Origin of the sequence: Acinetobacter sp. YH12145 (genome assembly GCF_013418335.1) — a bacterium.
Lineage (GTDB): Bacteria > Pseudomonadota > Gammaproteobacteria > Pseudomonadales > Moraxellaceae > Acinetobacter > Acinetobacter amyesii.
Map to the genome: position 1 here is coordinate 72,950 of NZ_VPCE01000014.1, position 24,058 is coordinate 97,007.

Annotated in this window: 30 protein-coding genes; 17 read left to right on the forward strand and 13 right to left on the reverse strand. The window is 42.0% G+C overall.

What is annotated here, in order from left to right; genetic code table 11:
* Nucleotides 1–20 precede the first annotated feature (20 nt).
* Complete coding sequence (locus FTU80_RS13775; RefSeq protein ID WP_180085676.1) at nucleotides 21–941, reverse strand: Dyp-type peroxidase; 921 nt, start codon at nucleotides 939–941, stop codon at nucleotides 21–23.
* Nucleotides 942–1,100: 159 nt separating this feature from the next.
* On the opposite strand from FTU80_RS13775, the gene FTU80_RS13780 reads away from it, so the two are divergent.
* On the forward strand, nucleotides 1,101–1,721 hold the full coding sequence (locus tag FTU80_RS13780) for a LysE family transporter (RefSeq protein WP_180085709.1): 621 nt from the start codon (nucleotides 1,101–1,103) through the stop codon (nucleotides 1,719–1,721).
* A gap of 109 nt (nucleotides 1,722–1,830) precedes the next feature.
* Here the strand turns inward: FTU80_RS13780 and znuB are convergent, their stop codons facing one another.
* From znuB to FTU80_RS13795, 3 genes are read right to left on the reverse strand one after another with little or no spacing between them, the layout of a single operon-like run.
* On the reverse strand, nucleotides 1,831–2,631 hold the full coding sequence (gene znuB / locus FTU80_RS13785; protein WP_078191483.1) for a zinc ABC transporter permease subunit ZnuB: 801 nt from the start codon (nucleotides 2,629–2,631) through the stop codon (nucleotides 1,831–1,833).
* Nucleotides 2,632–2,634: 3 nt separating this feature from the next.
* Nucleotides 2,635–3,417 (reverse strand): zinc ABC transporter ATP-binding protein ZnuC, encoded by a 783-nt coding sequence (gene znuC / locus FTU80_RS13790; RefSeq protein WP_180085678.1) that lies wholly within the window; start codon nucleotides 3,415–3,417, stop codon nucleotides 2,635–2,637.
* Entirely contained in the window at nucleotides 3,399–3,896 is a 498-nt protein-coding gene (locus tag FTU80_RS13795) for a transcriptional repressor (protein WP_078191481.1), read from the reverse strand. The genes znuC and FTU80_RS13795 overlap by 19 nt, the downstream gene beginning before the upstream one ends.
* A 139-nt stretch (nucleotides 3,897–4,035) precedes the next feature.
* Between FTU80_RS13795 and FTU80_RS13800 the strand changes: the two genes are divergently transcribed.
* From FTU80_RS13800 to FTU80_RS13855, 12 genes are all read left to right on the forward strand, one after another.
* Complete coding sequence (locus FTU80_RS13800) at nucleotides 4,036–4,875, forward strand: metal ABC transporter solute-binding protein, Zn/Mn family (RefSeq protein WP_180085680.1); 840 nt, start codon at nucleotides 4,036–4,038, stop codon at nucleotides 4,873–4,875.
* Between the two features lie 170 nt (nucleotides 4,876–5,045).
* Nucleotides 5,046–5,444, forward strand: a complete 399-nt coding sequence (locus tag FTU80_RS13805; protein WP_078194025.1) for an ATP synthase subunit I — start codon at nucleotides 5,046–5,048, stop codon at nucleotides 5,442–5,444.
* A gap of 102 nt (nucleotides 5,445–5,546) precedes the next feature.
* Nucleotides 5,547–6,422 (forward strand): F0F1 ATP synthase subunit A, encoded by an 876-nt coding sequence (gene atpB, locus FTU80_RS13810; RefSeq protein ID WP_078194024.1) that lies wholly within the window; start codon nucleotides 5,547–5,549, stop codon nucleotides 6,420–6,422.
* Nucleotides 6,423–6,506: 84 nt separating this feature from the next.
* The gene (gene atpE / locus FTU80_RS13815; protein WP_000424060.1) at nucleotides 6,507–6,752 is read left to right on the forward strand and encodes a F0F1 ATP synthase subunit C; all 246 of its coding nucleotides are present in this window, start codon (nucleotides 6,507–6,509) and stop codon (nucleotides 6,750–6,752) included.
* 38 nt (nucleotides 6,753–6,790) lie between these two features.
* Entirely contained in the window at nucleotides 6,791–7,261 is a 471-nt protein-coding gene (locus tag FTU80_RS13820) for a F0F1 ATP synthase subunit B (protein WP_078191477.1), read from the forward strand.
* Between the two features lie 12 nt (nucleotides 7,262–7,273).
* Nucleotides 7,274–7,810 carry a F0F1 ATP synthase subunit delta gene (locus tag FTU80_RS13825; protein ID WP_078191476.1) on the forward strand — a complete coding sequence of 179 codons (537 nt, stop codon included), beginning with the start codon at nucleotides 7,274–7,276 and terminating at the stop codon, nucleotides 7,808–7,810.
* Between the two features lie 42 nt (nucleotides 7,811–7,852).
* A complete protein-coding gene (atpA, locus tag FTU80_RS13830; protein WP_078194023.1) occupies nucleotides 7,853–9,397 on the forward strand; it encodes a F0F1 ATP synthase subunit alpha in 1,545 nt (514 codons plus the stop codon).
* A gap of 88 nt (nucleotides 9,398–9,485) precedes the next feature.
* Nucleotides 9,486–10,355 (forward strand): F0F1 ATP synthase subunit gamma, encoded by an 870-nt coding sequence (atpG, locus tag FTU80_RS13835; protein WP_078191474.1) that lies wholly within the window; start codon nucleotides 9,486–9,488, stop codon nucleotides 10,353–10,355.
* A gap of 29 nt (nucleotides 10,356–10,384) precedes the next feature.
* A complete protein-coding gene (gene atpD, locus FTU80_RS13840) occupies nucleotides 10,385–11,779 on the forward strand; it encodes a F0F1 ATP synthase subunit beta (protein WP_078191473.1) in 1,395 nt (464 codons plus the stop codon).
* Between the two features lie 26 nt (nucleotides 11,780–11,805).
* Nucleotides 11,806–12,225 carry a F0F1 ATP synthase subunit epsilon gene (locus FTU80_RS13845; protein ID WP_078194022.1) on the forward strand — a complete coding sequence of 140 codons (420 nt, stop codon included), beginning with the start codon at nucleotides 11,806–11,808 and terminating at the stop codon, nucleotides 12,223–12,225.
* 130 nt (nucleotides 12,226–12,355) lie between these two features.
* Entirely contained in the window at nucleotides 12,356–12,835 is a 480-nt protein-coding gene (locus FTU80_RS13850) for a DUF2846 domain-containing protein (RefSeq protein WP_180085711.1), read from the forward strand.
* Nucleotides 12,836–12,975: 140 nt separating this feature from the next.
* Nucleotides 12,976–13,281 (forward strand): hypothetical protein, encoded by a 306-nt coding sequence (locus FTU80_RS13855; protein ID WP_168378803.1) that lies wholly within the window; start codon nucleotides 12,976–12,978, stop codon nucleotides 13,279–13,281.
* Nucleotides 13,282–13,287: 6 nt separating this feature from the next.
* Here FTU80_RS13855 and FTU80_RS13860 read toward each other — a convergent pair whose 3' ends face one another.
* Entirely contained in the window at nucleotides 13,288–13,731 is a 444-nt protein-coding gene (locus tag FTU80_RS13860) for an AAA family ATPase (RefSeq protein WP_180024700.1), read from the reverse strand.
* 105 nt (nucleotides 13,732–13,836) lie between these two features.
* Between FTU80_RS13860 and FTU80_RS13865 the strand changes: the two genes are divergently transcribed.
* Complete coding sequence (locus FTU80_RS13865) at nucleotides 13,837–14,304, forward strand: hypothetical protein (protein WP_180085682.1); 468 nt, start codon at nucleotides 13,837–13,839, stop codon at nucleotides 14,302–14,304.
* Between the two features lie 7 nt (nucleotides 14,305–14,311).
* On the opposite strand, the gene FTU80_RS13870 is transcribed toward FTU80_RS13865, so the two are convergent.
* From FTU80_RS13870 to FTU80_RS13890, 5 genes are all read right to left on the reverse strand, one after another.
* On the reverse strand, nucleotides 14,312–15,325 hold the full coding sequence (locus FTU80_RS13870) for a pirin family protein (protein ID WP_180085685.1): 1,014 nt from the start codon (nucleotides 15,323–15,325) through the stop codon (nucleotides 14,312–14,314).
* Nucleotides 15,326–15,482: 157 nt separating this feature from the next.
* Nucleotides 15,483–16,106 carry a hypothetical protein gene (locus tag FTU80_RS13875; RefSeq protein WP_111885879.1) on the reverse strand — a complete coding sequence of 208 codons (624 nt, stop codon included), beginning with the start codon at nucleotides 16,104–16,106 and terminating at the stop codon, nucleotides 15,483–15,485.
* Between the two features lie 143 nt (nucleotides 16,107–16,249).
* The gene (locus tag FTU80_RS16535) at nucleotides 16,250–16,486 is read right to left on the reverse strand and encodes an RcnB family protein (protein WP_180085713.1); all 237 of its coding nucleotides are present in this window, start codon (nucleotides 16,484–16,486) and stop codon (nucleotides 16,250–16,252) included.
* Between the two features lie 338 nt (nucleotides 16,487–16,824).
* Entirely contained in the window at nucleotides 16,825–17,370 is a 546-nt protein-coding gene (locus tag FTU80_RS13885; protein ID WP_111885877.1) for a glutathione peroxidase, read from the reverse strand.
* A gap of 144 nt (nucleotides 17,371–17,514) precedes the next feature.
* Nucleotides 17,515–18,273, reverse strand: a complete 759-nt coding sequence (locus FTU80_RS13890; RefSeq protein WP_180085687.1) for a helix-turn-helix transcriptional regulator — start codon at nucleotides 18,271–18,273, stop codon at nucleotides 17,515–17,517.
* A 122-nt stretch (nucleotides 18,274–18,395) separates the two neighbouring features.
* Between FTU80_RS13890 and FTU80_RS13895 the strand changes: the two genes are divergently transcribed.
* A complete protein-coding gene (locus tag FTU80_RS13895; protein ID WP_180085689.1) occupies nucleotides 18,396–19,277 on the forward strand; it encodes a DMT family transporter in 882 nt (293 codons plus the stop codon).
* A gap of 438 nt (nucleotides 19,278–19,715) precedes the next feature.
* Here FTU80_RS13895 and FTU80_RS13900 read toward each other — a convergent pair whose 3' ends face one another.
* The 3 genes from FTU80_RS13900 to FTU80_RS13910 form a co-directional block, all read right to left on the reverse strand.
* The gene (locus FTU80_RS13900; RefSeq protein ID WP_111885874.1) at nucleotides 19,716–20,285 is read right to left on the reverse strand and encodes an L-threonylcarbamoyladenylate synthase; all 570 of its coding nucleotides are present in this window, start codon (nucleotides 20,283–20,285) and stop codon (nucleotides 19,716–19,718) included.
* 31 nt (nucleotides 20,286–20,316) lie between these two features.
* Complete coding sequence (gene dprA, locus FTU80_RS13905; RefSeq protein WP_180085691.1) at nucleotides 20,317–21,498, reverse strand: DNA-processing protein DprA; 1,182 nt, start codon at nucleotides 21,496–21,498, stop codon at nucleotides 20,317–20,319.
* 111 nt (nucleotides 21,499–21,609) lie between these two features.
* Nucleotides 21,610–22,764: a LysM peptidoglycan-binding domain-containing protein gene (locus FTU80_RS13910; RefSeq protein WP_180085693.1), complete on the reverse strand. Its 1,155-nt coding sequence runs from the start codon at nucleotides 22,762–22,764 to the stop codon at nucleotides 21,610–21,612.
* A gap of 119 nt (nucleotides 22,765–22,883) precedes the next feature.
* On the opposite strand from FTU80_RS13910, the gene def reads away from it, so the two are divergent.
* The gene (gene def, locus FTU80_RS13915; RefSeq protein ID WP_078191459.1) at nucleotides 22,884–23,414 is read left to right on the forward strand and encodes a peptide deformylase; all 531 of its coding nucleotides are present in this window, start codon (nucleotides 22,884–22,886) and stop codon (nucleotides 23,412–23,414) included.
* Between the two features lie 81 nt (nucleotides 23,415–23,495).
* Nucleotides 23,496–23,924: a DUF2946 family protein gene (locus FTU80_RS13920; protein ID WP_111885871.1), complete on the forward strand. Its 429-nt coding sequence runs from the start codon at nucleotides 23,496–23,498 to the stop codon at nucleotides 23,922–23,924.
* Nucleotides 23,925–24,058: the final 134 nt, after the last annotated feature.

Consider the following 24,058-nt stretch of genomic DNA (forward strand, 5'->3'; position numbering starts at 1 on the left):
CGTCGGCTTTATTTATTTATTTAACCTTCTAAAACTTCTTCTAATAACTCTTCACTCGGTGCAAAGTAATAAGCGCCATCCATAGGAGTGACAAAGTGAAGTAAGCGGTCATGAATGCTGTCACCACTGGTGCCAAACATACGTACTAGCATGCTGTCGATAATGCTGAGGTCATGGGTATAAGCAATAAAAAACAAACCTTGGTCACCGCGGCCATCGCCATAAGGCAATGAATGACGCAAAATTGCTAGTTCTTCACCTTCGCCATTTTCAACAACGGTACGTGATACATGTGAGTTTTCAGGTTGTTCGTCTTTATCCAACTCAATCGACTCAAGTTTGGTACGCCCAATGACATGTTCCTGAGCATCTACCTTTAACTTTTTCCATTTATCTAAGTTATGTGCATAACGCTGTGCAAAGACAAAAGAACCATCAGCAAAAATACCCGCATCTTCTGCTAATAATGCTGTTTCAGCACGGTCATCTGGAAATTGAGGGTTTTCAGTACCATCAATAAAGCCAGTTAAGTCACGGCCATCGAAATTACGGAAGCAAACACGCTCATCTAAAACCTCAACTTTATCTTGAATGCCATCAAAGAAAGCTTGGCTTAAAGCAAAGCAAATATCTGTACGCTGTGCCGCAATGTGAATTAGTACATCTGCTGGGGCTACAGGCATGTTAAATGAACCTTGAATTGGATCAAGTTGTTTAAAGCCTGCTGGAGATTGAATATAAAGTTGTGCCCAAAGTTCAGGTCCAAAAGCTACAGCTGTTTTAATCTGTGCATTAGGATGTTGGGTAATTAGACGATCACGAGTGCTAAATAAGTCTTCAAGTTGTTCTTTTAATTCGCTAATCGTTAAATCTTTTAAACGTAAAACAATAAAACGAGCATGATCTGAGGGTAATGGCAAAATTACAGATTGAGCAGACATTCATGGCTCCTAAAAATTATAATTTCTGAGTGGCTGTGTATATTGTGCCTTAAGCAGCGCTGAGAGTGTAGCCTTCATTTGGCCTTTTAGCGTGCATTATTGTCATGAAAATAGAGTAAATGTCATATAATACAGACCCATTTCAAACTTGAGCTAATGATGTCCTATCAAATCTGGATTGCATACATGTTGGCATGTTGGGTGATTAGTGTTTCCCCAGGTGCAGGTGCAATTGCGTCTATGTCGAGTGGTTTGAATTATGGGTTTAAGCATGGGTATTGGAATGCCATCGGCCTGCAATTGGCACTTTTGGTTCAGATAGTCATTGTTGCAGCTGGGGCAGGGTTCTTATTTGCGACGACACCATGGGCTTTTCTGATCGTGAAATGGTTTGGTGTGGGCTATTTATTGTATTTGGCTTATTTACAGTGGACAGCGCCAACAGAGTCAATTGAAATCCAACAAGATTTACCAAATAAATCACGTTTAAAATTAGTTGTACATGGCTTTTTGGTCAATATGAGCAACCCTAAAGCGATTGTATTTTTGTTGGCGGTTTTGCCGCAGTTTTTAGATTTATCCAAACCCCAATGGATTCAATATGTCATCATGGCGGCAACGATGATTAGTATCGATCTGATTGTCATGGCGGGGTATACCGGTCTCGCTGCAAAAGTGCTGCGGTTGTTAAAATCACCCAAACAACAAAAATATTTGAATCGTACCTTTGCAGTTCTATTTGCTTGTGCGGCGAGTTTATTGAGTTTGGTGCATCAATAAATCCAGTTAGATGATTCTGAGCATCGTATTTGACGTGCAAAAAAAAGCCATGCAACTGCATGGCTTTTTTATTTTGATATGTGGCGAATTGAGCAATGAACGTTGCTACTCAAGCGACTTTCTTAAATTTTTGCATAATAAAAATCAGGGCAAAGAGCAGCGCCATAGTTAATACAATGGTCAGTCCTGTAGAGGTGTTTAAACCAGCACTTGACCATAAACCTACAGTTACACCGACTTGGGCAATGATGAAAGACCACAGTACCATTTGCTTCGGGGAATTTGCCAATAAACGAGCGGTTAATGCAGGAATCACTAACAATGCACCCATCAGCAATGAACCGACAGCACGTAAAGCCAATACGGTAAATAATGCCAGTAATAACATAAAAATCAGACGTTGCCATTTGGCACTGACACCTTCACTGACAGCAATATCGGGATCAATGGCAATCTGAATCTGAGATTGCCAACTTTTATACAGCACCGTCAGTGCCACAATGATCACCACTGCAAAGACAGGCAAATCTGACCAAGAAATGGTGAGCAAATCACCAAATAAATAGCTGAGTAATTCAGGTCTTAAGCTGGGCAAATGTTGTATGAAGAGTAAGCCTGAGCAAAGGAGTGTTGCTGAACATAGCGCGAGCAAGGCGTCATTGGGCAAGCGTGGATCGTGTAACACCCATAAGATTGCTACCAATAAAAGTGCAATCAATGTAACGCCCGTCCAAAGCGGTAGACTCATCGCACCAGCAATGGCGACACCGAGTAAAGTGCCATGTGCCATGGTATCCGCAAAAAATGACATGCGACGCCATAGCATTAAACAGCCGAGGGGTGCAGTCAGAAACACCAGCAAAGTGCCCATGATCCATGCTGGCAAAAGGAGTTGTAGCCATTCCATCATGGATTATGCTTCCGGTTCAGGGTGAATATGAGGACGAGAGTCATGCTGGCAAGGCGTTGCACTATCGCCATGTGCACAGTGATCGTGATGGTGTTGATAGAACACACGGTTTGTCCCAAAGATCGCTTGATATTCAGGATGTTGCTGTACATTTTCAGGCAAGCCACTGCAACAAATATGTTTGTTCAGGCAAACCACACGGTGCGTGCCTTGCATGACCCATTGTAAATCATGAGAAACCATCAAAACTGCACAGCCATATTTTTCTGGCAAGCTACGCACGTAGTCATACAGTTCCGCTTCAGACTGGATATCCAGACCTTGCATAGGTTCATCCAGAACCAATACATTCGGTTGACGCAATAAAGCCCGTGCAATCAGAACGCGTTGACGTTCGCCGCCCGACAATTGCTGAACTTTAGATTGTTGTAACTTGGCAATGCCTGTATCACGAATAATTTCTTGCTTGATATTGGCATCACATTTTTCTAGGGCCAATAAATCACACACACGTAGCGGTAAGCTGTGTGATGGATTAAATTTTTGTGGCACATATGAGAATTTTAATTTTTGTGTGCTGATCACTTTGCCAGATACAGGTTTTACAATACCCAACAACACTTTGATGAGCGTGGATTTGCCTGCACCATTGGGACCAATCAATGTGACAATTTCTTTTTCGTGTAAGGCGAAATCTACATTTTTTAAAATGTCACGTTCATCGATTCGGACATGAACATGCTCTAAAGCCACAATGGGCTTCACATTTAGTGTTTGCTGCGACACTGCTGACAGATCCCTGAAATTTCAATAATACTGTGATGTGCAGTAAAGCCATCGGATGCAGATAATTCATCAAGTTGCGCCATCAAGCCTTGAGCAGATGCTTCTTTGACTATTTTACAGTCTGTGCAAATCAGAAATGCTGCTTGATGTCCTTCGCGCGGATGACAACATGGGATATAAGCATTAATCGACGTTAGGCGGTGAATCAAACCTTTTTCAAGCAGAAAATCCAACGTACGGTACACCGTCGGCGGCGCTGCAGGTCGGTCAGACTCGCTTTTGATTTTAGCCAAAAGGTCATAAGCGCCCATTGGTCCTGTTGCATTTAAGATCAGTTCCAATACTTCTTTACGCAAGGGCGTAAGTCGAGCACCCGTCGCACTACAGAGACTCTCAGCTTCAGCAAGGCGCTGTTCGACATTATGATGATCGTGTACACCATGCAAAGCATTATGATGTTCGTGTGAACATGCGCTCATAGCCAACCTCGAGTACGAAACTGTATAAAGAAAAAGACTTTAAATCTTAACATGAAGCGTAAGGACTTACGAACAGACGTAGGTTTTTTTACGATTTTGTTATATTATAACACTATTCATTTTATGGTGCTCTCTCCCCATGTCCCGTGTAATTCTTTTTTGTAGTTTGGCTTTATTTAGTGTGATGAGCTGGGCGCAAGGCCTCGTTGTTTCTACACAACCGATTTATCTAATCGCGAAGGATGTACTCAAGGGTGTAGAGCAGCCAAAACTATTGCTTGACCATCAATCTGGACATGATGTGAGTTTGACGCCTGCGCACCGTAAAACCGTGCAAGATGCCAATCTCGTTTTATGGCTAGGCCAAGCGCACGAAGCGCCATTGGCAAAAATGTTAGGTGAAAGTGGCAAAAGTATCGCTATTTTAGACTCAGGCATTATCAGTGCTTTGCCATTACGGGATGTCCGTGGCAATGCATTAAAAGGCACAATCGATACCCATGTCTGGCTTGAACCTAACAATGCGGTTCGAATCGGCTTTTTTATTGCTGCTTTACGTTCACAACAGTTTCCAGAACATCGTGAAAAATATTGGGCTAATGCGCGTGCATTTGCGCAGAAACTCTTGATCACAGCCCAAAAAACAGATGTGTCGAGCCGTGCTCAGCCTTACTGGTCTTACCACGATGCCTATCAATATCTTGAGCGCTCACTGAATTTGAAATTTACCGGTGCGTTGACAGATGATCCACATGTCGCACCGACATTGGCACAAATCAAATACCTGAAAGACCATCGTGCACAGCCCAAAGTATGCTTACTTGCAGAAGCACATGCCAGTCAAAATCAGTATCAAAAGCTCGGTGGTATCATCTTTCAACCTGTTGACGAAACCATGAGTGGGGCAGGGGATTTTGTAACAGCATGGAAGAAGTTGGCTGATAAAACCCTTAAGTGCACACTAAATGCGCGAAAGTAATGTAAAAAACAAACAACTATTGATTAGTTTGAAAGCAGTTTACCAATTTAAAAAAACACGACTAAGGTCGGGAAAAGATTGCAAGTTAAGGGGTGTAACTCTATAATGCCTGCGATTAAAAATAATCATCAGTTAAACTTGTCAAGCAGAATTGCTGTGAGTGAACAAAAATGAGTCGAACTAGTCGCATGATTGATCGACGATTAGCGAAAGCTTTAGTCATCTTACAAGCAGTAATGATTCCTGTTTCAGCCCTGATTGGTTGGGTCCTTAAAGACACAATCACAGCATATAGTGCAGCTTTGGGTGCGTTGGTATGCTGGCTAGCAAGTAGCTACTTTTCATGGCAGTCGTTTCGTGCGGCTGGTGCCCGTGCCTCTAAACAGGTGCTGTCAAACATGTATCGTGGCTTAATGGGCAAGTTTGCAATCGTGATTGTTGGATTCATTTTGATTTTGATCAATGTCAAACCGTTGTCAGCGGTGGCATTGTTTTGTGGTTTTATGCTCGTACAAAGTATGTCGTGGGTCGCTCCTTTTTGGGCAACACGCTTAAAAAAACGAGTATAAGCACAACAAAAAATTGAAAAGTTTTTTGGAGAGTAACGAGATATCAGGCAGCACGCGATATTCGTTTTCTCTATTAGTTTTGACATTGACCAGGTGTGATTTATGGCTGCTGAAGAACATGCCCTTACTTCGACCGAGTACATTCAGCATCACTTGACTAACATGACCTATGGCAAAATGCCAGATGGTACTTGGAAGTTAGCTGAGACTGCTAAAGAAGCTCAAGAGATGGGGTTCACTGCTATTCACTTGGATTCAATGGGTTGGTCTATCGGCCTTGGTATTGTTTTCTGTTTGTTGTTCTGGGTTGTGGCGAAAGCTGCAAACTCTGGTGTTCCGACCAAGTTCCAGTCTGCAATCGAAATGATTATCGAGTTCGTTGACTCAAGTGTCCGTGACACTTTCCATGGCAAATCGCGCTTAATCGCGCCGTTAGCGTTGACCATCTTCGTGTGGATTTTCCTCATGAACTTGATGGACTTGATCCCTGTTGACTGGATTCCTTATACAGCTCAATTGATCGGTGCTAACGTGTTTGGTATGGATCCTCACCACGTTTACTTCAAAATCGTTCCATCTACTGATCCTAACATTACCCTTGGTATGGCATTGTCAGTATTTGCGTTAACTATTTTCTATAGTATCCGTGAGAAAGGTCTTGTCGGATTCGGTGCAGAATTTGCACTTAACCCATTTAACCCAAGTAACCCAGTTTTAAAAGCATTACTTATTCCAGTAAACATTATTCTTGAATTAGTAACTTTTATTGCACGTCCAATCTCATTGGCTCTACGACTGTTCGGTAACATGTATGCGGGTGAGTTGATCTTCATCTTGATCGCATTATTGCCGTTCTGGATCCAGTGGGCGTTGTCTGTGCCTTGGGCGATCTTCCATATTCTTGTTATTACGTTACAAGCATTCATTTTCATGATGTTGACTATCGTATATATGAGTATGGCTAGCGAAAAGCATTAATGGTATTGCTCAACTGTCAAAGGGTGGTTGGGCACACAATTTTTTAACTTAATTTGGTATAAACCTAACCTCTGAGGAATTATCATGGAACTCACTTTAGGTCTAGTTGCAATTGCATCTGCTATCTTGATCGCTTTTGGTGCTTTAGGTACTGCGATTGGCTTTGGTCTTCTAGGCGGCCGTTTCTTAGAAGCTGTTGCTCGTCAACCAGAATTGGCTCCACAACTTCAAACTCGTATGTTCTTAATCGCGGGTCTTCTTGATGCTGTGCCTATGATCGGTGTTGGTATTGGCTTGTTCTTCATCTTCGCTAATCCATTTGTAGGTTAATCAGCTTAATTCCTAAATTAAACTATTGAGGAATAGCAATGAATATCAACCTCACATTGATTGGCCAAGCGATTGCTTTTGCGATTTTTGTCGCATTCTGCATGAAATTTGTTTGGCCACCACTAATCAATGCGATTAGTGAGCGTCAGCGTAAAATCGCTGATGGCTTAAACGCTGCTGAAAAAGCGAAAGCTGACCTTGCGGATGCGCAAGCACAAGTGAAAGCTGAATTAGATGCGGCTAAAGCACAAGCGGCTCAATTGATCGAACAAGCGAACCGTCGTGGTGCGCAATTGGTAGAAGAAGCGCGTACTCAAGCTGCGGCTGAAGGTGAGCGTATTCGTCAACAAGCTAAAGAAGCTGTTGATACTGAAATCAATGCTGCTCGCGAAGAATTACGTCAACAAGTTGCTGCTCTTGCAGTTACTGGCGCAGAAAAAATTCTGAACCAGCAAGTTGACGCAGAAGCTCACAATGCCATGCTGACTCAGCTGGCTGCTAAACTTTAAGAGAGGCGGATTATGGCTGAACTCTTGACGTTGGCACGCCCATACGCTAAAGCAGCATTTGCTTACGCTTCTGAGCAAAATGCAACTGACGCTTGGTCAAATGCATTAAACTTGCTCAGTGCTGCGGTGCAAGACGAAGCATTTTCAGCTTATCTAAATCGCCCTGAGCTTACTCCTGCTGAGCAGGTAAGTGTTTTCGCAAAAGTTTTAGGTGAAGACCAGACTGCAGCAGTGTCAAACTTTTTGACATTGCTTGCTGATAATGACCGTCTGGCACTTCTTCCTGAAATTTCAGAAGAATACGAACAGCTCAAATCACAGAATAACAATACTGTGGATGTAGTGATTGAATCTGCATTCCCATTGACTTCTGTACAAGAACAATTACTTGCGCATGCATTAGAGAAAAAATTCGAAGCTGCCGTAAATGTTTCAGTAGAAGTTAACCCAGCGTTAATCGCGGGTGTAGTTATTCGTGCAGGCGACCAAGTGATAGATGATTCTGCGCTTAACAAGCTTGAAAAAATGCGGACTCGTCTTCTTGCTTAACAGCTTGAAGACTGAACTTTAAAAAGATTGAGGTATAGCGCAATGCAACAACTGAATCCATCCGAGATCAGTGCGCTCATTAAACAGCGTATCGGCGATCTGGACACCAGCGCGACCGCTAAGAACGAAGGGACCATTGTTATGGTTTCCGACGGTATTGTGCGCATTCACGGCCTTGCTGATGCAATGTACGGTGAAATGATCGAATTCGACGGCGGCTTATTTGGTATGGCACTGAACCTAGAACAGGATTCAGTGGGTGCCGTTGTCTTAGGTAACTACTTAAGCCTTCAAGAAGGTCAAAAAGCTCGTTGCACAGGTCGTGTATTAGAAGTTCCGGTTGGTCCAGAACTTTTAGGCCGTGTAGTAGATGCTTTGGGTAACCCAATTGATGGTAAAGGCCCTATTGACGCAAAACTTACTGATGCTGTTGAAAAAGTAGCACCAGGCGTAATTTGGCGTCAATCAGTGGATCAACCTGTACAAACTGGTTATAAATCAGTAGATACAATGATCCCTGTTGGTCGTGGTCAACGTGAGTTGATCATCGGTGACCGTCAAACTGGTAAAACAGCTATGGCGATCGATGCGATCATCGCTCAGAAAAACTCTGGCATTAAATGTATATACGTAGCAATTGGTCAAAAACAATCGACTATCGCTAACGTTGTGCGCAAGCTAGAAGAAACTGGCGCTATGGCGTACACAACTGTTGTAGCAGCTGCTGCAGCTGATCCTGCAGCGATGCAGTATCTTGCTCCGTATGCTGGTTGTACAATGGGTGAGTACTTCCGTGACCGCGGTGAAGACGCGCTTATCATTTATGATGACTTGTCTAAACAAGCTGTTGCTTACCGTCAAATTTCATTGCTTCTACGTCGTCCACCAGGTCGTGAAGCATATCCTGGTGACGTATTCTATCTACACTCACGTTTACTTGAACGTGCTTCACGTGTATCTGCTGACTACGTTGAGAAATTCACTAATGGTGAAGTTAAAGGCCAAACTGGTTCATTAACTGCATTACCGATTATTGAAACTCAAGCCGGTGACGTATCTGCATTCGTACCTACAAACGTAATTTCGATTACTGACGGTCAGATCTTCTTAGAAACATCATTATTCAACGCAGGTATTCGTCCTGCTGTGAACGCGGGTATCTCTGTATCACGTGTTGGTGGTTCTGCTCAGACTAAGATCATCAAAAAATTGTCAGGTGGTATCCGTACCGCTCTTGCGCAATACCGTGAATTAGCTGCGTTTGCTCAGTTCGCTTCTGACCTTGACGAAGCAACTCGTAAACAGCTTGAACATGGTCAACGTGTAACTGAGCTTATGAAGCAAAAACAATATGCTCCATACTCAATTGCTGACCAAGCTGTTTCAATTTATGCATCTAACGAAGGCTATATGGCTGACGTAGAAGTGAAGAAAATCGTTGCATTTGATGCTGCGTTGATCTCTTACTTCCGTTCAGAACATGCTGCGTTAATGCAAAAAATTGACGAGACTGGTGCTTACGATAAAGAAATCGAAGCAGCAATCAAAGCAGGTATTGAAAGCTTTAAAGCGACTCAAACTTACTAAGATTCAACGATGTTGAATCTGGTTCTGGTTTGGTTCACGGATCAACCTTCGAAAGCTCGAAAGGGCTTTCGAATACTAGGTTAAGCGTATGGCAAATTTAAAAGAAATTCGCGCCAAAGTAGCTAGTATCAAAAGCACGCAGAAAATTACTCGCGCGATGCAGATGGTAGCAGCTTCTAAGATGCGTCGTGCGCAAGAGCGCATGGCTCAAGGCCGTCCGTATGCCGAAAATATGCACCGTGTAATTGCTCATTTGGTACAAGCGAACCCTGAATACAAACACCGTTATATGGTTGAACGTCCTGTAAAGCGCGTTGGCTATATCATTGTTTCTTCAGATCGCGGCCTTGCTGGTGGTTTGAACATTAACTTGTTCAAAAAAGTGGTCAAACACGTACAACAGCAACAAGAGCAGTCAATTGAAGTTCAATTTGCTTTAATTGGTCAAAAAGCGGTTTCGTTTTTTAAAAACTACGGCGGTAAAGTTCTTGGTGCAACTACAAACGTAGGTGATGCTCCGAGTCTTGAACAGTTAACTGGTTCTGTACAGGTGATGTTAGACGCGTTTGATAAAGGCGAGTTAGATCGTATTTATCTAGTGTCAAACGGCTTTGTCAACGCCATGACTCAAAACCAAAAAATCGAACAGCTTGTTCCTTTAGCAGCTGCTGAGGAAAGCGAAGGCCTAAATCGTCAATACGGTTGGGACTATATCTATGAACCAGAAGCTGAAGAGCTTCTAAATGGTTTATTGGTTCGTTACATTGAGTCTATGGTTTATCAAGGTGTGATTGAAAACATCGCATGTGAACAGTCTGCTCGTATGGTTGCAATGAAAGCTGCAACTGATAACGCGGGTGAATTGATCAAGAGCCTACAACTTATTTATAACAAGCTGCGTCAAGCCGCGATTACTCAGGAAATCTCTGAGATCGTTGGTGGTGCCGCTGCCGTTTAACATTATTAGTTTGAATTGAGGAGACAGCAATGAGTAGCGGTCGTATCATTCAGATCATCGGCGCGGTTATCGACGTCGAGTTTGAACGTAACAGCGTTCCTAAGATCTATGACGCTCTCCATGTTGATGGTACTGAAACTACATTAGAAGTTCAGCAGCAACTTGGTGATGGCGTAGTTCGTACTATTGCAATGGGTTCTACTGAAGGCCTTAAGCGTGGTCTTACTGTAACTAACACTGGCGCGCCTATCTCTGTACCTGTAGGTACTGCATGTTTAGGTCGTATCATGGACGTTCTTGGTCGCCCTATCGACGAAGCTGGTCCTGTTGGTACTGAAGCTCGTTTACCAATTCACCGTCAAGCGCCTTCTTATGCAGAACAAGCGGCTTCTACTGACCTTTTAGAAACTGGTATTAAAGTCATTGACTTACTTTGCCCGTTCGCAAAAGGTGGTAAAGTTGGTCTGTTCGGTGGTGCCGGTGTTGGTAAAACTGTAAACATGATGGAGTTGATCAACAACATCGCGAAAGCTCACTCAGGTTTATCTGTGTTTGCTGGTGTTGGTGAACGTACTCGTGAAGGTAATGACTTCTATCACGAAATGAAAGACTCAAACGTTCTAGACAAAGTAGCAATGGTCTACGGTCAGATGAATGAGCCACCAGGTAACCGTTTACGTGTAGCGTTGACTGGTTTGACTATGGCTGAGTACTTCCGTGACGAAAAAGACGAAAACGGTAAAGGCCGTGACGTTCTATTGTTCGTTGACAACATCTATCGTTATACACTAGCGGGTACTGAAGTATCAGCACTTCTAGGTCGTATGCCATCTGCAGTAGGTTACCAACCGACTCTTGCAGAAGAGATGGGTGTTCTTCAAGAACGTATTACGTCTACTAAGTCTGGTTCTATTACGTCAATCCAAGCGGTATACGTACCTGCCGATGACTTAACAGATCCATCGCCTGCGACTACCTTCGCTCACTTGGACGCGACTGTTGTATTGAGCCGTGACATCGCATCTTCTGGTATTTACCCAGCGATCGATCCACTTGACTCTACTTCACGTCAGTTAGATCCACTTGTAGTGGGTACTGAGCATTACGAAATCGCTCGTTCAGTTCAAAACGTTCTTCAACGTTACAAAGAATTGAAAGACATTATCGCAATTCTTGGTATGGACGAATTGGCAGAAGAAGACAAACTTACTGTATACCGTGCACGTAAGATCCAACGTTTCTTCTCTCAACCGTTCCACGTAGCTGAAGTGTTTACTGGTGCTCCTGGTAAACTTGTACCGCTTAAAGAAACAATTCGTGGCTTTAAAGGTCTTCTAGCTGGTGAATACGACCACATTCCAGAACAAGCGTTCTACATGGTTGGTGGTATTGACGAAGTTATTGCTAAAGCTGAGAAACTTTAATTAGTTCCCTAATTTAGGAGATTCTCATGGCGACTATGCAATGTGACGTTGTAAGTGTTAAAGAGTCTTTGTACTCTGGCGCTGTAACTATGCTAATTGCTAAAGGTGCTGGTGGTGAGTTAGGTATTATGCCTGGCCATGCGCCACTAGTAACTTTGCTCAAGCCGGGCGCAATCCGCGTTCTGCTTGAAAATGGTACAGAAGAATTAATCTATGTATCAGGTGGTGTACTTGAAGTTCAACCGCACGTTGTTACTGTACTTGCAGATACTGCAGTACGTGCTGACAACCTTGATGAAGCAGCAATTATTGAAGCTCGTAAACAAGCTGAACAATTGTTAGCAAATCAAAAGAGCGACTTGGACTCTGCTGCTGCTTTGGCTGCTCTTGCAGAAACTGCTGCTCAGTTGGAAACCATCCGCAAAATCAAAAACCGCGCTCAATAAGACGCAGTTTGAGATTGAAAGAGCCACCCGAAAGGGTGGTTTTTTTATGCCTGAATAATAAATAAATTTGATTATATTTTGATTAATTGTTATTTTTCATATGCTTAAAAATATATCAATGGAATTAATGATGTCTAATAAAATCTTTTGTACATTACTATTATCTTTGGGATTTGTTGGGTGTGCATCCGTACCTAAAGCAGATCAAAATGCTTCAACAGCAGTAAAACAATTTAATGCCCCACAAGAAGGCAATGCAGGAATTTATGTGTATCGTTCAGCTTCTGTGAAAGGCGCTGCCTTAAAGAAAGATGTATGGGTAGATGGGGAATGTTTAGGTGAAACCTCTCGTGGAGTATTTTTTTATAAAGAAGTAATGGGTAATCAAAAACATACAATATCGACTGAATCAGAATTTTCACCTAACCATTTGGATATTGAAACTGAAGCAGGTAAACAATATTTTGTTCAGCAATTTATTAAAATGGGCGCATTTGTAGGTGGGGCAAATTTAAAACTGGTTGATGAGCAAACAGGCAAAAAGGCCGTAAGCGAATATGCATTTGCACAAGGTGGTAATTGCAGCAAAGCCACCATCGCATTGAAATAAAGGTTTATATGTAGATAAAAAACTACTCGAAAGGGTAGTTTTTATCCCTAAATTATTTGAAATTGATCAATCTAAAGTTGAATATATTTTATTCAATACAATCTTTATGGTGATTAAATTCAATCAGCTAGCATTGCACCATGAACCTTATCGCCTATGAGCCGCATTTTTGGGAACTTTATCAAGACTTTGATCAATATTATTTGAGCATTGCGGTTGATCTAAGTTCTGTCGTGTCATGTTGGGATGTTGAACTCACCCATGAAGAAGTCCAGCAATATGAACACCGTGGGCGCGTGAGTATTCAAGAACTGGCAAAATCGATGGTCGCTGCTGCCTATAAAGGTGATTTTGCTTCATTAGAAAGTCGTTTAGTGAAACCATATGAGCGTCAGGCCATGCAATCAGCTTTTAAAAAATGGCAAGATAGCCAAAAAGCAGGTTAATGCTCGTTATTCATACATGGGTAAAATTGAAAATTCGCCGTGACTGATAATTTTAATTTTAAAAATTTGATCAAAGCCTTCATCCCGTGACGGAACTTGAAGCTTTCGATAGGTCGCATGCACGCCAACTTCTGGAATATGAGCTTTGCCTTCACGTAAACTGTTGCGCTTTAAGGTACTGTCCAAATCGGTTTCAAAATAATAAGCAATGACTTCAAACCCTGCATCAACTGCGCGTTGGATATAGCGAGCACGAGCTTCCTGATCTGGGTTGGTATTGTCAATCACCATTTTGGTTTTGGATGCCAAACCTGCTTCAAAGATCATATTTTCCCGATGTCGGGTTTTCAACATATCCAAATTAATACGTAAATGGCTATGATATAAATTCAACATGTAAAAGGTTGATTTGCCAGAGGCTTGAACGCCTGTAAAAATAATCAGCTGCATAGTATTTGCAATGAAAGCACGGAATGAATAGTAGAGTATTAAATCAGCAACCTAGTTTTGCTACAATCTCTGCAAAATAAATAAGAACAAGTTGCAAAGGTCCGTATGCACAAATTTTTCAACAGTTTATCACTGTGTCTTTGTTGTAGTTTGCTCGTTGCATGTCAAAGCCAATATGTCACGACACCCAATCTTCCCACTGAAGCTGCACTTGTCGCTGAATCGGTTGATAATGGCATCAGTACGGAGCTTAAAATCCCATATATGACCGCCTTTCGAAATCTGCGACAAGCCTATAATCACTGTGTTGCGTTTACCGCGAACAATCGATACGTCTATACCGATAATCGTTTAGAAGAGCATTTGGAGCAGGGGACATTGATGGCACGAACTGAGCATGGGGCGTATTTGCATAAAATGTTGGTCGAAAGTTTAGATCCACAGACGACACGTATTACCTTATTTTTACCGAAGCAATATACCTTTGCCCAAGCACGTTTTAAACAAGATGTTCAGCGCGCACTTGGACAAGATAAAAACTGTAATACCTTTGAATTTGCTCAATCCAACTAATTGAACTTTAAGACGCTTGTGAGCTTTCCTGCTCTGGGTGCTCTACACGTTTACCGCCTTCATAACTGGCAAATCGAGCCTGATCACGTTTGAAGACCGGTGCAGGTGTTGGCCAAGGCCAATCTCCAAAATGGGTTTCACGATAGCGTTTAAAAGCCGCATCGAGTTCTTCCGTGGTATTGAGCACAAATGGACCGCGCATCGCCACGGGTTCATTAATCGGTTCACCTTCTAACCACAGAATCCGTGCTTCTAATCCACCTGCTTTGAGATGGACGTCGGCATCTGATTGGAGTTCAACCAAATGCTTCATCTGAATGGTTTGACCTTCTATTTCTAATGTATTGCCTTGATAGAAATAAGCAAAACGGTTGGAGCTACTTGTTGTTGCGGGAATCACCAACTCTGCACCTGCTTGCATGGTGATTAAATAAATGTTGACCTTATTTTCTGCGGCAGCCGCCCATGAGTGTGGCGGTCGGGAAATAGCATCAGTGGATTTGAACTGCCCTGAAATCACGCGAATATCCGATTTTTTTCCTTCATTATCCGTTTCAAAGACGTGAGGAATCTCTTCACGCCAAAACATTTTATAGTCAGCATCATGGGTTTTCTGTTCAGCTGATGAATTAAACCAAATTTGGAAAAGTTCAAAAGGATTGGCTTTATCTTCATGCAGTAGGGGGAACATTTCACAGTGTTCAACGCCATTGCCTGTAGACAGCCATTGCACATCACCCGCAGCATAGCGTCCGCCATTGCCTAATGAGTCAAAGTGATCGACATAGCCTTGTTCAACCAAGGTAATGGTTTCAAAGCCAGTGTGTGGATGCTCTGGGAAACCTGGAACCACATCGCCATAGTACATATTGAATTCATCATTCTCTGCGGCTGTTTTTGGCCCCATGTCTGCATTTGCAGCAGGAAAATGATCGATATGATGAGCAGTAAATAAGAAAGGATCTTTTAAATCTAAACGAAAGGTAGTGGGTGTAATGTTATAAATCACAGCGTTTGACATAACTGTTCCATCATTGGCTTTATTATTTAGCATTAATCTAAAAGGAAAAACAGTCGTGTTCTATAGCGGAACTGTAAGAAAAAAGCGTTAGCTCAAGGTCTAACGCTTTTTTGATTTACAACAGGTGGAATGCAATGGAAATACTAAATTTCGCTACTTATTCAGTTTTAGTGGTTGCATTAGATGAGCTTTTAGCTGCTTGGTCTTGGATCAACATACCTGCCAATTTCAGCATTTCCGCTTGAATATTTCCCATTTGATTTTGAATTTTCTGAAAATCAACTTTGCTTAAATCGACTTGTCCATTGAGAAAAGGTGAGGCCAATACTTGCTGATTCGCTGCCTGTAGATTGCTGCGAATATCATTAATCTCAGTGCTTTTTAGATTTAAATCATTCAATGCTTGATTGAAACCTTTGAGCTGCTGTTGCAGCTGGGTTGCTGCTTTTTGCAATTGGAGATGATCTTGGTTGCTGACTGCGGCTTCTAAATCGACCTGCGTTTGTTTGAGTTGTTCAACATAATTGCCGGCTTTAAGTTGCATATCCGCAACATCGCGAACGATATAAAACATATTGCCGCTTTTTAATTGGCTTTGATCTGTCGCCTGACTTTGTGTCGCAGATTGATCTTCGTTTGTTGATGTTGTTGCAGGGCGATCATTTTCTGCTGCGATTTCTTGTTCCTGTTGCGGTGCTGTGGCAGGTTCACAACCAATCAGCACCAAAACACCACTAAAAATGGCAAAAGGGAGAAGGGCATTCTGCACAAGCTTTTTCATTCAATCATCACTATGTGTTAAGTCTCTGCTTTGAATATAGGGGCAAAATGTGGATTAAAAATAGATTGTTGCAAAGCAATAACAAAATAATCGCTTGAACAAAAAAAAGAGGGCATTTGCCCTCTTTTGATGTTTTGGTGGGTTTAACCCGCAATGATTTTGATCATGGCGTGACTGATGGCATTCATTAAAATGTAGTCGCCATTCACTTTAATCCATTGTTGGTTTTTGCCTGGTTTAGATAATTTTTTGTATTTGGTGTGGTCACCTTTGTAGCGATGACCACGGTATTCAGAAGGTACTTTTTGTCCAGAACGCCAATCATGTGAAGGATTTACGGCTTTTTTCTTGTTCTGGCTTTGGTTTTTACCCGTGTGTATTGTTTAGTGTGCTGTTGGGTTTTCGTCTTTTGAGTTTTTTGCCGTGCATCTATTGTTAGCGCAGAAACACGTGCTGTCAAAAAATACATAAAACGATAGCTTTGATTAATGTATTTTAAGTTCACCTGTTTACTGCTGGATGTGAATTGATAAGACTCATCATAATGAGTATTTACAGGGAAGCTTTGAACAATGTGTATATGAAATATTAAAACAATGGGTAAAATGTGTAAATTATCAATATGTGATAATTATTAAATATTATTGTGATAATTTAAAATGATTAATCTCAGTTAAAATCACAATAATCTTAACTGAGAGATTGAAATATTGTCGAATTATTTGGCTAATTCAGCGTTAATGGCATCGACAATACGAGCATCATCTGCCTTGATGTCAGGTGCAAATCGTGCCACAACTTCGCCTTGTTTATTCACGAGGAATTTTTCAAAGTTCCAGAGCACTTCAGGCTTTGGATTTGGTGTTAATCCGTATTCGACTAAATCATCCCACCATGGGCCTTCACCAATGCGTTCAGGAATGGCTTGGGTTAAGGTTTGATAAAGTGGGTGTTTATCTGCGCCTGCAACAGAAATTTTTGCAAAAAGTGGGAAATCGACCTTGTAGTTGATCGAGCAAAATTCTTGAATTTCAGCTTCAGAACCAGGTTCTTGTTCTAAAAAGTTATTGGCAGGAAAGCCTAAGACTTCAAAGCCTTGCGACTTCTTCTCTGTATAGAGTTTTTCTAGGCCTTCATATTGCGGTGTTAGCCCACATTTAGAGGCTACATTGACCAATAATAAAACCTTGCCTTGGTATTGATTGAGTGTGGTGTCATCACCTTGGATCGTTTTTACTGGGATATCGTAAACTGAAGCTGACATATTCGTTCCTAATTGAAGTTGTGCCTTTCATCCTTGTTTTAAAGGGAAATCTGGTGAACAGCAAGCTTTTATCGATAGGCTTTTCGCATAATTTTTGTAGTAGTTTGCAGAATTCGAGCTGATGCTTGCTTGAGTGCTTGACGTTTAACTAGTGGCGCGGTGTTGGTTTGGGGTTTTTCCTGTATAGCGTTTAAAAAACTCAATAAAGCTTGAGCTATGTTGATACCCTAATTCATAGCTGAGAGCTTTAATAGACTGACCAGCGCGGAGTTGTTGAATGGCATAAATAATTTTTGCACGGTTTCGCCATTCAGAAAGGCTCATTTGCAGTTCGTTCTGACTCAGCCGCAATAACTGACGCTCACTCAAACCGACATTGGATAAGCATCGCTGTAGGCTCAAACTAAAATGATCTACATCTGTAAGCTGCGCCAAGATCGGCTTTAACACCGCATCATGGCTTTGCGGTAAATAATGTTGATGTTTGGGCGCAGTTTTTAACTGGTCGAATAAGACCTGTAGCAGGTGTCGATAGGGTGGTGTGGTATGTTGCTCTGTAGGAAAGGCCAAAATTTCTTGCACCAACAAACGAAAGAAAGGCTGGATGCTAAATACTTCCGTCTGCTTGGGGAAATTTATGCAGAGATCTGGTGCCAGTCGGATTGCCACATAATGAATGGGTTGTTCATCAATCGCGACCGAGCAATGTTCTGTATGTGGGGGAATCCACACCCCATAACTGGCAGGTGAGAGATGGTGTTGTCCTTGTATCTCATATTCGAAAATACCATCGAGACAAAAATTAAAATCACCCCAAAGACAACTGTGCGGATAGACCGTATCTAATGTGGTGTAGTGCGCTTCAAAAAGCTCGATCTGCTGTTCAATCGGTGATGACGTCATATAAGCCTAAGTTTCGATGTCTGAACTACAATACAGATGTCTGAAATCATGTATTTCAATTAAAACAGACATCACTCAAAATATCTAGACCAATCTTTGCACGATACATTGAGGAGTTAGACATGTTGCTTCAAGCACGTTGGGCGAAATTTGCAATTTGTTTGCCTCTGATTGCGGTATTTATATGGTCGCTGAATATTACCGTCACTCGCTATGTAACTAATTATATTTCACCGGTCAGTATCAGTTTTTATCGATGGTTTATTGCATTTTTGATCTTAACCCCCTTTATGCTGAAAACCGTTTGGCAGCAAAGACAGCTGATCAAGCAGCATTGGCAGCAATTGGCTGTGCTGAGTGCGTTTGGCATGGTGTTATATCAAGGCTTGGGTTATACCGCTGCGCATTATACGACTGCGACCAATATGGGCATCATCAATGCCTTTATCCCTGTTTTTACGATTGCCGTTGCATTTTTCTTAATTAAAGATGTGCCCAACCGCTATGCCATCCTAGGCTGTGCGATTTCATTTACGGGGCTATTGTTTGTCATTGCGCAAGGAGATTTCAGTCAATTACTGAATATGGGCGGACATTTCGGCGATATCCTCATGATTTTCGCAGTGTTCTTTTATGCCTTTTATGGGGTGTTTTTAAAAAAATGGCAATTGAAACTTCCGCTACTGTTGAGCTTATATGTACAAATTTTCTTTGCCGTTTTATATCACTTGCCATTCGTATTGTATTTAGGCATAGACGCGATTAATCCTGCCAATGCGCCAAGTGTATTTTATGCGGCAATTTTTCCATCACTGATTGCACCATTGGTATGGATGTTGGCTGTACAACATCTCGGCCCGAATCGCACCAGTATTTTTATGAATTTGATGCCGGTATTTACCGCAATTATTGCCTATTTCTGGTTGGCTGAGCAGTGGATGATTTATCATACCGTCGGCACAGTGATGGCGATTACTGGGGTGATCTTGGCGCAGCGTAAGTAAATCTAGTAAAAAGTTGAAAATTTATGAGAATTATTGATTAAAAAATAGGCAAACAAACTTATTTTTTATAGAGCAAATCTTTTGAAAATGGATTTTTGAGTGTAAAACTGAATTAAAAAAACAAATTCTCGTCTTAAAAATCAATCAAAAATAGATACATATTTTGACTAAGTTGTTATAAAATCACAAATAAAGTGCTTATCAGTAGTTTTATTTATATAAAAAATATATTTGTTAAATTTAAAAAAATATTACATAATACTTTCATCGTAAATGAGGAAGTAATTCTTAATAATTACTTGATATTTACCCAGAGATTGCAAGACCCTCTGGATGTGATTTTATACACATCCTTTTTTATGCTCAGCCATCCCTATATGGCTGAGCTTTTTTTTGTCTGTATTTCCCCGAAAGGCAGGTGTAGACAGGCATCCGAGCTTATGCGCGGATGATTTCACCTGTTTCAGCATCAATAATTTTACTTGGTTCTTGGCTTAGGCCGAGATCACCATTTAAATAATTGAGTTCATTGGCAAAATACTGATTGGCTTCTTGTAAGGAACGTGCAGGGGTTAATCCCGCAGGATTGGCACTGGTAGACACAATAAAGCCATTAAAAGCTTGGCATAAAGCCACACATAAAGAGTGGGTCGTCACACGGACTGCGACTTTTGGATGATTGCCTTTAATCCATGTTGGAATATGGTCGCCAGCCGGTAATAACCATGTGGTTGCACGTTCATTGGGTTTACGGTTGGTCCATGTCGCAATGACTTGCTGACGCATATCTTCTGTTAAGCCTTGGAGCAGGTGTTCAACTTGAGCGACATTGGCAGCCAATAAAATCACGCCTTTTTCAATGGGACGTTGTTTTAAGCGCAAAATTTCGAGAAAGGCTTGCTCATTGTAGGGATCACAGCCCAATCCCCAAACAGCCTCTGTAGGATATGCGAGAACCTGACCTTTTTTAAGACAGGAAGCTGCTTCTGCAACAGAGGTGGTAATCATTTCTATAGACCTTAACTGATTCGACAAAGGACTATTGTGAACCTAATTTACCCATTCGACAACGTAAGTAGTGTCCGGCTTGTTGTGTGGCATAGCCCATTAACTCTAATTCCATCAGTTGACTGGTCAATGTCGCGGTATCAATTTTGAGTTGAATGGACAATTGATCAAGGCCTTGGCCGACCCAATCAAGCTGCCGATACAGCGCAATTAAATGTTCTGGGATAGGTTCGGGTGGCGGGGTGTCCGGTATTACTGTTTCGGGTGTCGCTATTTCGGTGGTTGTTAAGGTTTTAGCAGCCTGCGATTGCCATTGTGTAGCCAATGCCAAGTCTTCAATGACCTGTTGTGGATGATCAATCAAAATTGCACCTTCGCGTATGAGTTGATGGCAACCTTGATGTGACTCACTATAAATATGGCCTGGAATGGCAAAAATAGATTTGCCTTGTTCGGCAGCGCGTTGAGCCGTGATCAGTGAACCACTTTTTAACGCTGCTTCCGCCACGATGACACCAAGACTAAGCCCACTGACGATACGATTTCGATGTGGAAAATGGTGTTGTAAGGGGGGAGTGTGTGGGAGAAACTCACTGATTACTGTTCCCCCATGTTGGATGATCTCTTGTCTTAAACTTTGATGTGCAGTCGGATAAGTTTGATCTAAACCTGTGCCCATCACGGCAATAGTTCTGTGGTGTTGTATGGCAGCGCGATGCGCCGCTTCATCAATTCCTTGTGCTAAACCGCTATTGATGTAGAACCCTTGCTCACTCAGATAATAAGCAAAATCATAAGCAATTTGCCGACCTTGGGGACTAGGTTTGCGGCTACCCACAATCGCAATTTGGGGTTGCATCAAGGCTTGGGCATTACCTTGCCCAAATAGAATGGGCGGCTTGTCACTATAAGGTAAAAGCTGTTGTGGATAGTTGAGGTCTTCAGGAATCAGTACAAAGTCACTGTATTGTTCAATATCCTTGAGACATTTTTTAAAGTTAAGCTGTCCACTTGGGCTATGAAATTCTTCAAAGCGCTGTAAATGATTTTTATGCAGTCCCAATTTTTGCCATGTGGTGATTTGATCAGGCTTAAGGGCGTGGTGTAGGGCAGGATAGTACTGCTGAATTTTATAAAAACTACGAAGTGAGTGTTGCACCAAAAACCACAGGCGAATGTAATCTAAATGCAAGTCAGTCAATGAGTTGAGCATAATGAGACCTTTGAAAGTGTCTTCTTTTTATGGTTTAAAATTATCAGTGATATCGTTGTTGGATAATAAAAAATGAGGCTGAAATACAACCTCATTTTTGTGGATTTAGAATTAGTCATCCATCAGTGGGGGCTGAATTGTTGCACCTACGTTGATTGGTAATTCGCTTTCAAGTACATAAGCATAGCTTAAGTTATCAAACGTTTTGAATACCATGATGTTACCAATACGTTGTCCTGGAAGTTGAACACGTTCTTTGGTTTTTGGATCAGTCACGATTTCACCTTTTTGGTTCACGCTAAAGACTTGACCAGATTGAACGCCTTGCAAGCTACCACGGTCGATCGTCACAACACTGTGAACCGCTGCAGTACCAATCGAGCCCATGACACGAACAATACTACCGCCAGCAGTGACATTTTCAGCATTGGTTGGATAGAACAGCGTTGGCAGCATTGGGTCATATTCAGGAAGAACACGATCGCCACGACGAACTTCGGCATTATAAGTATCGGTCAGTTCTAAAGTGGTAATGTCATTTTCACCACGAACGGCAACACCTGAAGCGACTTGAGTCAGTTCTAAGCCTGCATTGTATTTTTTGCCGTTTGCATCGGTAAAGATGTACGGTTCGCCTTCACGGTAAACAGCATAACGTTGACCGACTTGCATACCTTGGCCGCGTGCATAAACTGTTTGGCCTTTGGCAGCTAATACACGTTGATCAGCTGTACCTAAAATGTAAGGTGTGCCTTCCACAGAATCAGCTGCAACAATCATGCTACGCTCAAGCCATTGCTTAATATATTCTAATGGGATAACCGGAATCGCACTGTTGAGGGACTCAACACGAACTTGTGGTTGAAGTTTAGTGCCACCTGTATAGCGACGAATGATACCTTCACAACCATCACCTTCATCTTTACCGATGATTGGGCGGCCATTGTAGGTACACATTAATAGGCGGTCACCTGGGAAAATCCAGTGCGGATTTTTCACGTGTTTATTGCTCGCCCAGATTTCAGGCCAGCGCACGGGATTTTTTAAGAAACGCTTGGAAATATCCCACAACGTATCGCCTTTTTTCACCACATAAACTTGAGGGGCACCTGCCTTCAATGACGGTGGATTGACGTTACGAGCAGGGGCAGCTTCTGCAACACTGACCATTCCCATCCCCACACTTACACAGACTGTAAGTGCCAATAATTGTTTTTTAAACCCCAAGGCACTAAAAGTTGGCATGCCCTTCAAAACCTTTTTCATTATCATAATTCCTAAAATTATGTATGTAACTGCGTTATAATAACGATATTACACACAATTTTTTGATGAAGCATTCCTTCATTTTGTTTTTTGATCAATGGCATAAGTGAGGACGTCGTATGGCCTTATTACCTATTTTAAGTTTCCCCGATCCCCGTCTTCGTACCATTGCAAAACCAGTCGAAGAAGTTACTGATGAAATTCGTCAGTTAGCAGCCGACATGTTTGAAACTATGTATGAAGCACCGGGAATTGGCCTGGCAGCAACACAGGTAGATCACCATATTCAGCTGATAGTCATGGATTTATCTGAAGAAAAAGATCAACCCATGGTGTTTATTAACCCCAAAATTACGCCATTGACGCAAGAGACGCAGCCCTATGAAGAAGGCTGTTTATCAGTGCCTCAAATATACGATAAAGTTGAGCGCCCGTCACGTGTAAAAATTCAGGCAATTAACCTTGAAGGTCAATCATTTGAAGTGGAAGCGGACGGACTTCTCGCAGTTTGTATCCAACATGAAATGGATCACTTAAATGGTAAGTTATTCGTCGACTATCTATCGCCTTTGAAACGTCAACGTGCACGTGACAAAGTGGAAAAATTGGTTCGCCAGCGTCAAAAAGATAAAGTCGCAGTTAAGCGTTAATTGATCGCGGTTAAAAAATACCTGAGACAAGCCCAATTTCGATTGGGCTTTGTTATACTTGGGTCAGACAAATGTTAGGGTTTGCCTGTATTGTTTCGTAGTGGAGTGCTGCTGTCCTTTGCAGCCGTTTTTTTGCAGATTGCTGTTTTTTTACAGCCATTGTTGCCCAAGCAATATCAAGTTGCTCCGGTCTGCGAAACCATTACGCGTGCACTTTTACTTCCCAATGTTCATGCTGAACATACCGCACATTCAGACCAATCATCTTCCGCTCACGCTGAGCAAGTTCAAGTCGATCATTCTGCCCATGAACATGATGCCAGTCATCAATGTCAGTATTGTACGGTCTATGGCAATTTGGTTTTGCCCCCTGAACTTGATGTGAAAGAAGTGCTTGATCGAATTCAAGTTCGTTTAATTGCTTTTCAAAAAGCTTTCAAGCATGTCTGGTTTGTTCTTCAACAACTCTTTTTACTTCCGCAAGGTCGAGCCCCACCACTCGCTGCATAAATCCGACGTTTTTTTTAAACTTGGGTCTTTGAGGACTCAGGTACGCCTTTATTTATGTATTTTGTGAGATAAACATGGCTCAGCCTAAATTTTTTCTACAGCCTCTTGCGGCTGCAATTTGTATTGCCTGCTAT

Coding starts and splice junctions, on each gene's coding strand:
- FTU80_RS13775 (WP_180085676.1), bottom strand. CDS start 941: ATGTCTGCTCAATCTGTAATTTTGCCATTACCCTCAGATCATGCTCGT.
- FTU80_RS13780 (WP_180085709.1), top strand. CDS start 1,101: ATGTCCTATCAAATCTGGATTGCATACATGTTGGCATGTTGGGTGATT.
- znuB (WP_078191483.1), bottom strand. CDS start 2,631: ATGATGGAATGGCTACAACTCCTTTTGCCAGCATGGATCATGGGCACT.
- FTU80_RS13795 (WP_078191481.1), bottom strand. CDS start 3,896: ATGAGCGCATGTTCACACGAACATCATAATGCTTTGCATGGTGTACAC.
- FTU80_RS13800 (WP_180085680.1), top strand. CDS start 4,036: ATGTCCCGTGTAATTCTTTTTTGTAGTTTGGCTTTATTTAGTGTGATG.
- FTU80_RS13805 (WP_078194025.1), top strand. CDS start 5,046: ATGAGTCGAACTAGTCGCATGATTGATCGACGATTAGCGAAAGCTTTA.
- atpB (WP_078194024.1), top strand. CDS start 5,547: ATGGCTGCTGAAGAACATGCCCTTACTTCGACCGAGTACATTCAGCAT.
- atpE (WP_000424060.1), top strand. CDS start 6,507: ATGGAACTCACTTTAGGTCTAGTTGCAATTGCATCTGCTATCTTGATC.
- FTU80_RS13820 (WP_078191477.1), top strand. CDS start 6,791: ATGAATATCAACCTCACATTGATTGGCCAAGCGATTGCTTTTGCGATT.
- FTU80_RS13825 (WP_078191476.1), top strand. CDS start 7,274: ATGGCTGAACTCTTGACGTTGGCACGCCCATACGCTAAAGCAGCATTT.
- atpA (WP_078194023.1), top strand. CDS start 7,853: ATGCAACAACTGAATCCATCCGAGATCAGTGCGCTCATTAAACAGCGT.
- atpG (WP_078191474.1), top strand. CDS start 9,486: ATGGCAAATTTAAAAGAAATTCGCGCCAAAGTAGCTAGTATCAAAAGC.
- atpD (WP_078191473.1), top strand. CDS start 10,385: ATGAGTAGCGGTCGTATCATTCAGATCATCGGCGCGGTTATCGACGTC.
- FTU80_RS13845 (WP_078194022.1), top strand. CDS start 11,806: ATGGCGACTATGCAATGTGACGTTGTAAGTGTTAAAGAGTCTTTGTAC.
- FTU80_RS13850 (WP_180085711.1), top strand. CDS start 12,356: ATGTCTAATAAAATCTTTTGTACATTACTATTATCTTTGGGATTTGTT.
- FTU80_RS13855 (WP_168378803.1), top strand. CDS start 12,976: ATGAACCTTATCGCCTATGAGCCGCATTTTTGGGAACTTTATCAAGAC.
- FTU80_RS13860 (WP_180024700.1), bottom strand. CDS start 13,731: ATGCAGCTGATTATTTTTACAGGCGTTCAAGCCTCTGGCAAATCAACC.
- FTU80_RS13865 (WP_180085682.1), top strand. CDS start 13,837: ATGCACAAATTTTTCAACAGTTTATCACTGTGTCTTTGTTGTAGTTTG.
- FTU80_RS13870 (WP_180085685.1), bottom strand. CDS start 15,325: ATGTCAAACGCTGTGATTTATAACATTACACCCACTACCTTTCGTTTA.
- FTU80_RS13875 (WP_111885879.1), bottom strand. CDS start 16,106: ATGAAAAAGCTTGTGCAGAATGCCCTTCTCCCTTTTGCCATTTTTAGT.
- FTU80_RS13885 (WP_111885877.1), bottom strand. CDS start 17,370: ATGTCAGCTTCAGTTTACGATATCCCAGTAAAAACGATCCAAGGTGAT.
- FTU80_RS13890 (WP_180085687.1), bottom strand. CDS start 18,273: ATGACGTCATCACCGATTGAACAGCAGATCGAGCTTTTTGAAGCGCAC.
- FTU80_RS13895 (WP_180085689.1), top strand. CDS start 18,396: ATGTTGCTTCAAGCACGTTGGGCGAAATTTGCAATTTGTTTGCCTCTG.
- FTU80_RS13900 (WP_111885874.1), bottom strand. CDS start 20,285: ATGATTACCACCTCTGTTGCAGAAGCAGCTTCCTGTCTTAAAAAAGGT.
- dprA (WP_180085691.1), bottom strand. CDS start 21,498: ATGCTCAACTCATTGACTGACTTGCATTTAGATTACATTCGCCTGTGG.
- FTU80_RS13910 (WP_180085693.1), bottom strand. CDS start 22,764: ATGAAAAAGGTTTTGAAGGGCATGCCAACTTTTAGTGCCTTGGGGTTT.
- def (WP_078191459.1), top strand. CDS start 22,884: ATGGCCTTATTACCTATTTTAAGTTTCCCCGATCCCCGTCTTCGTACC.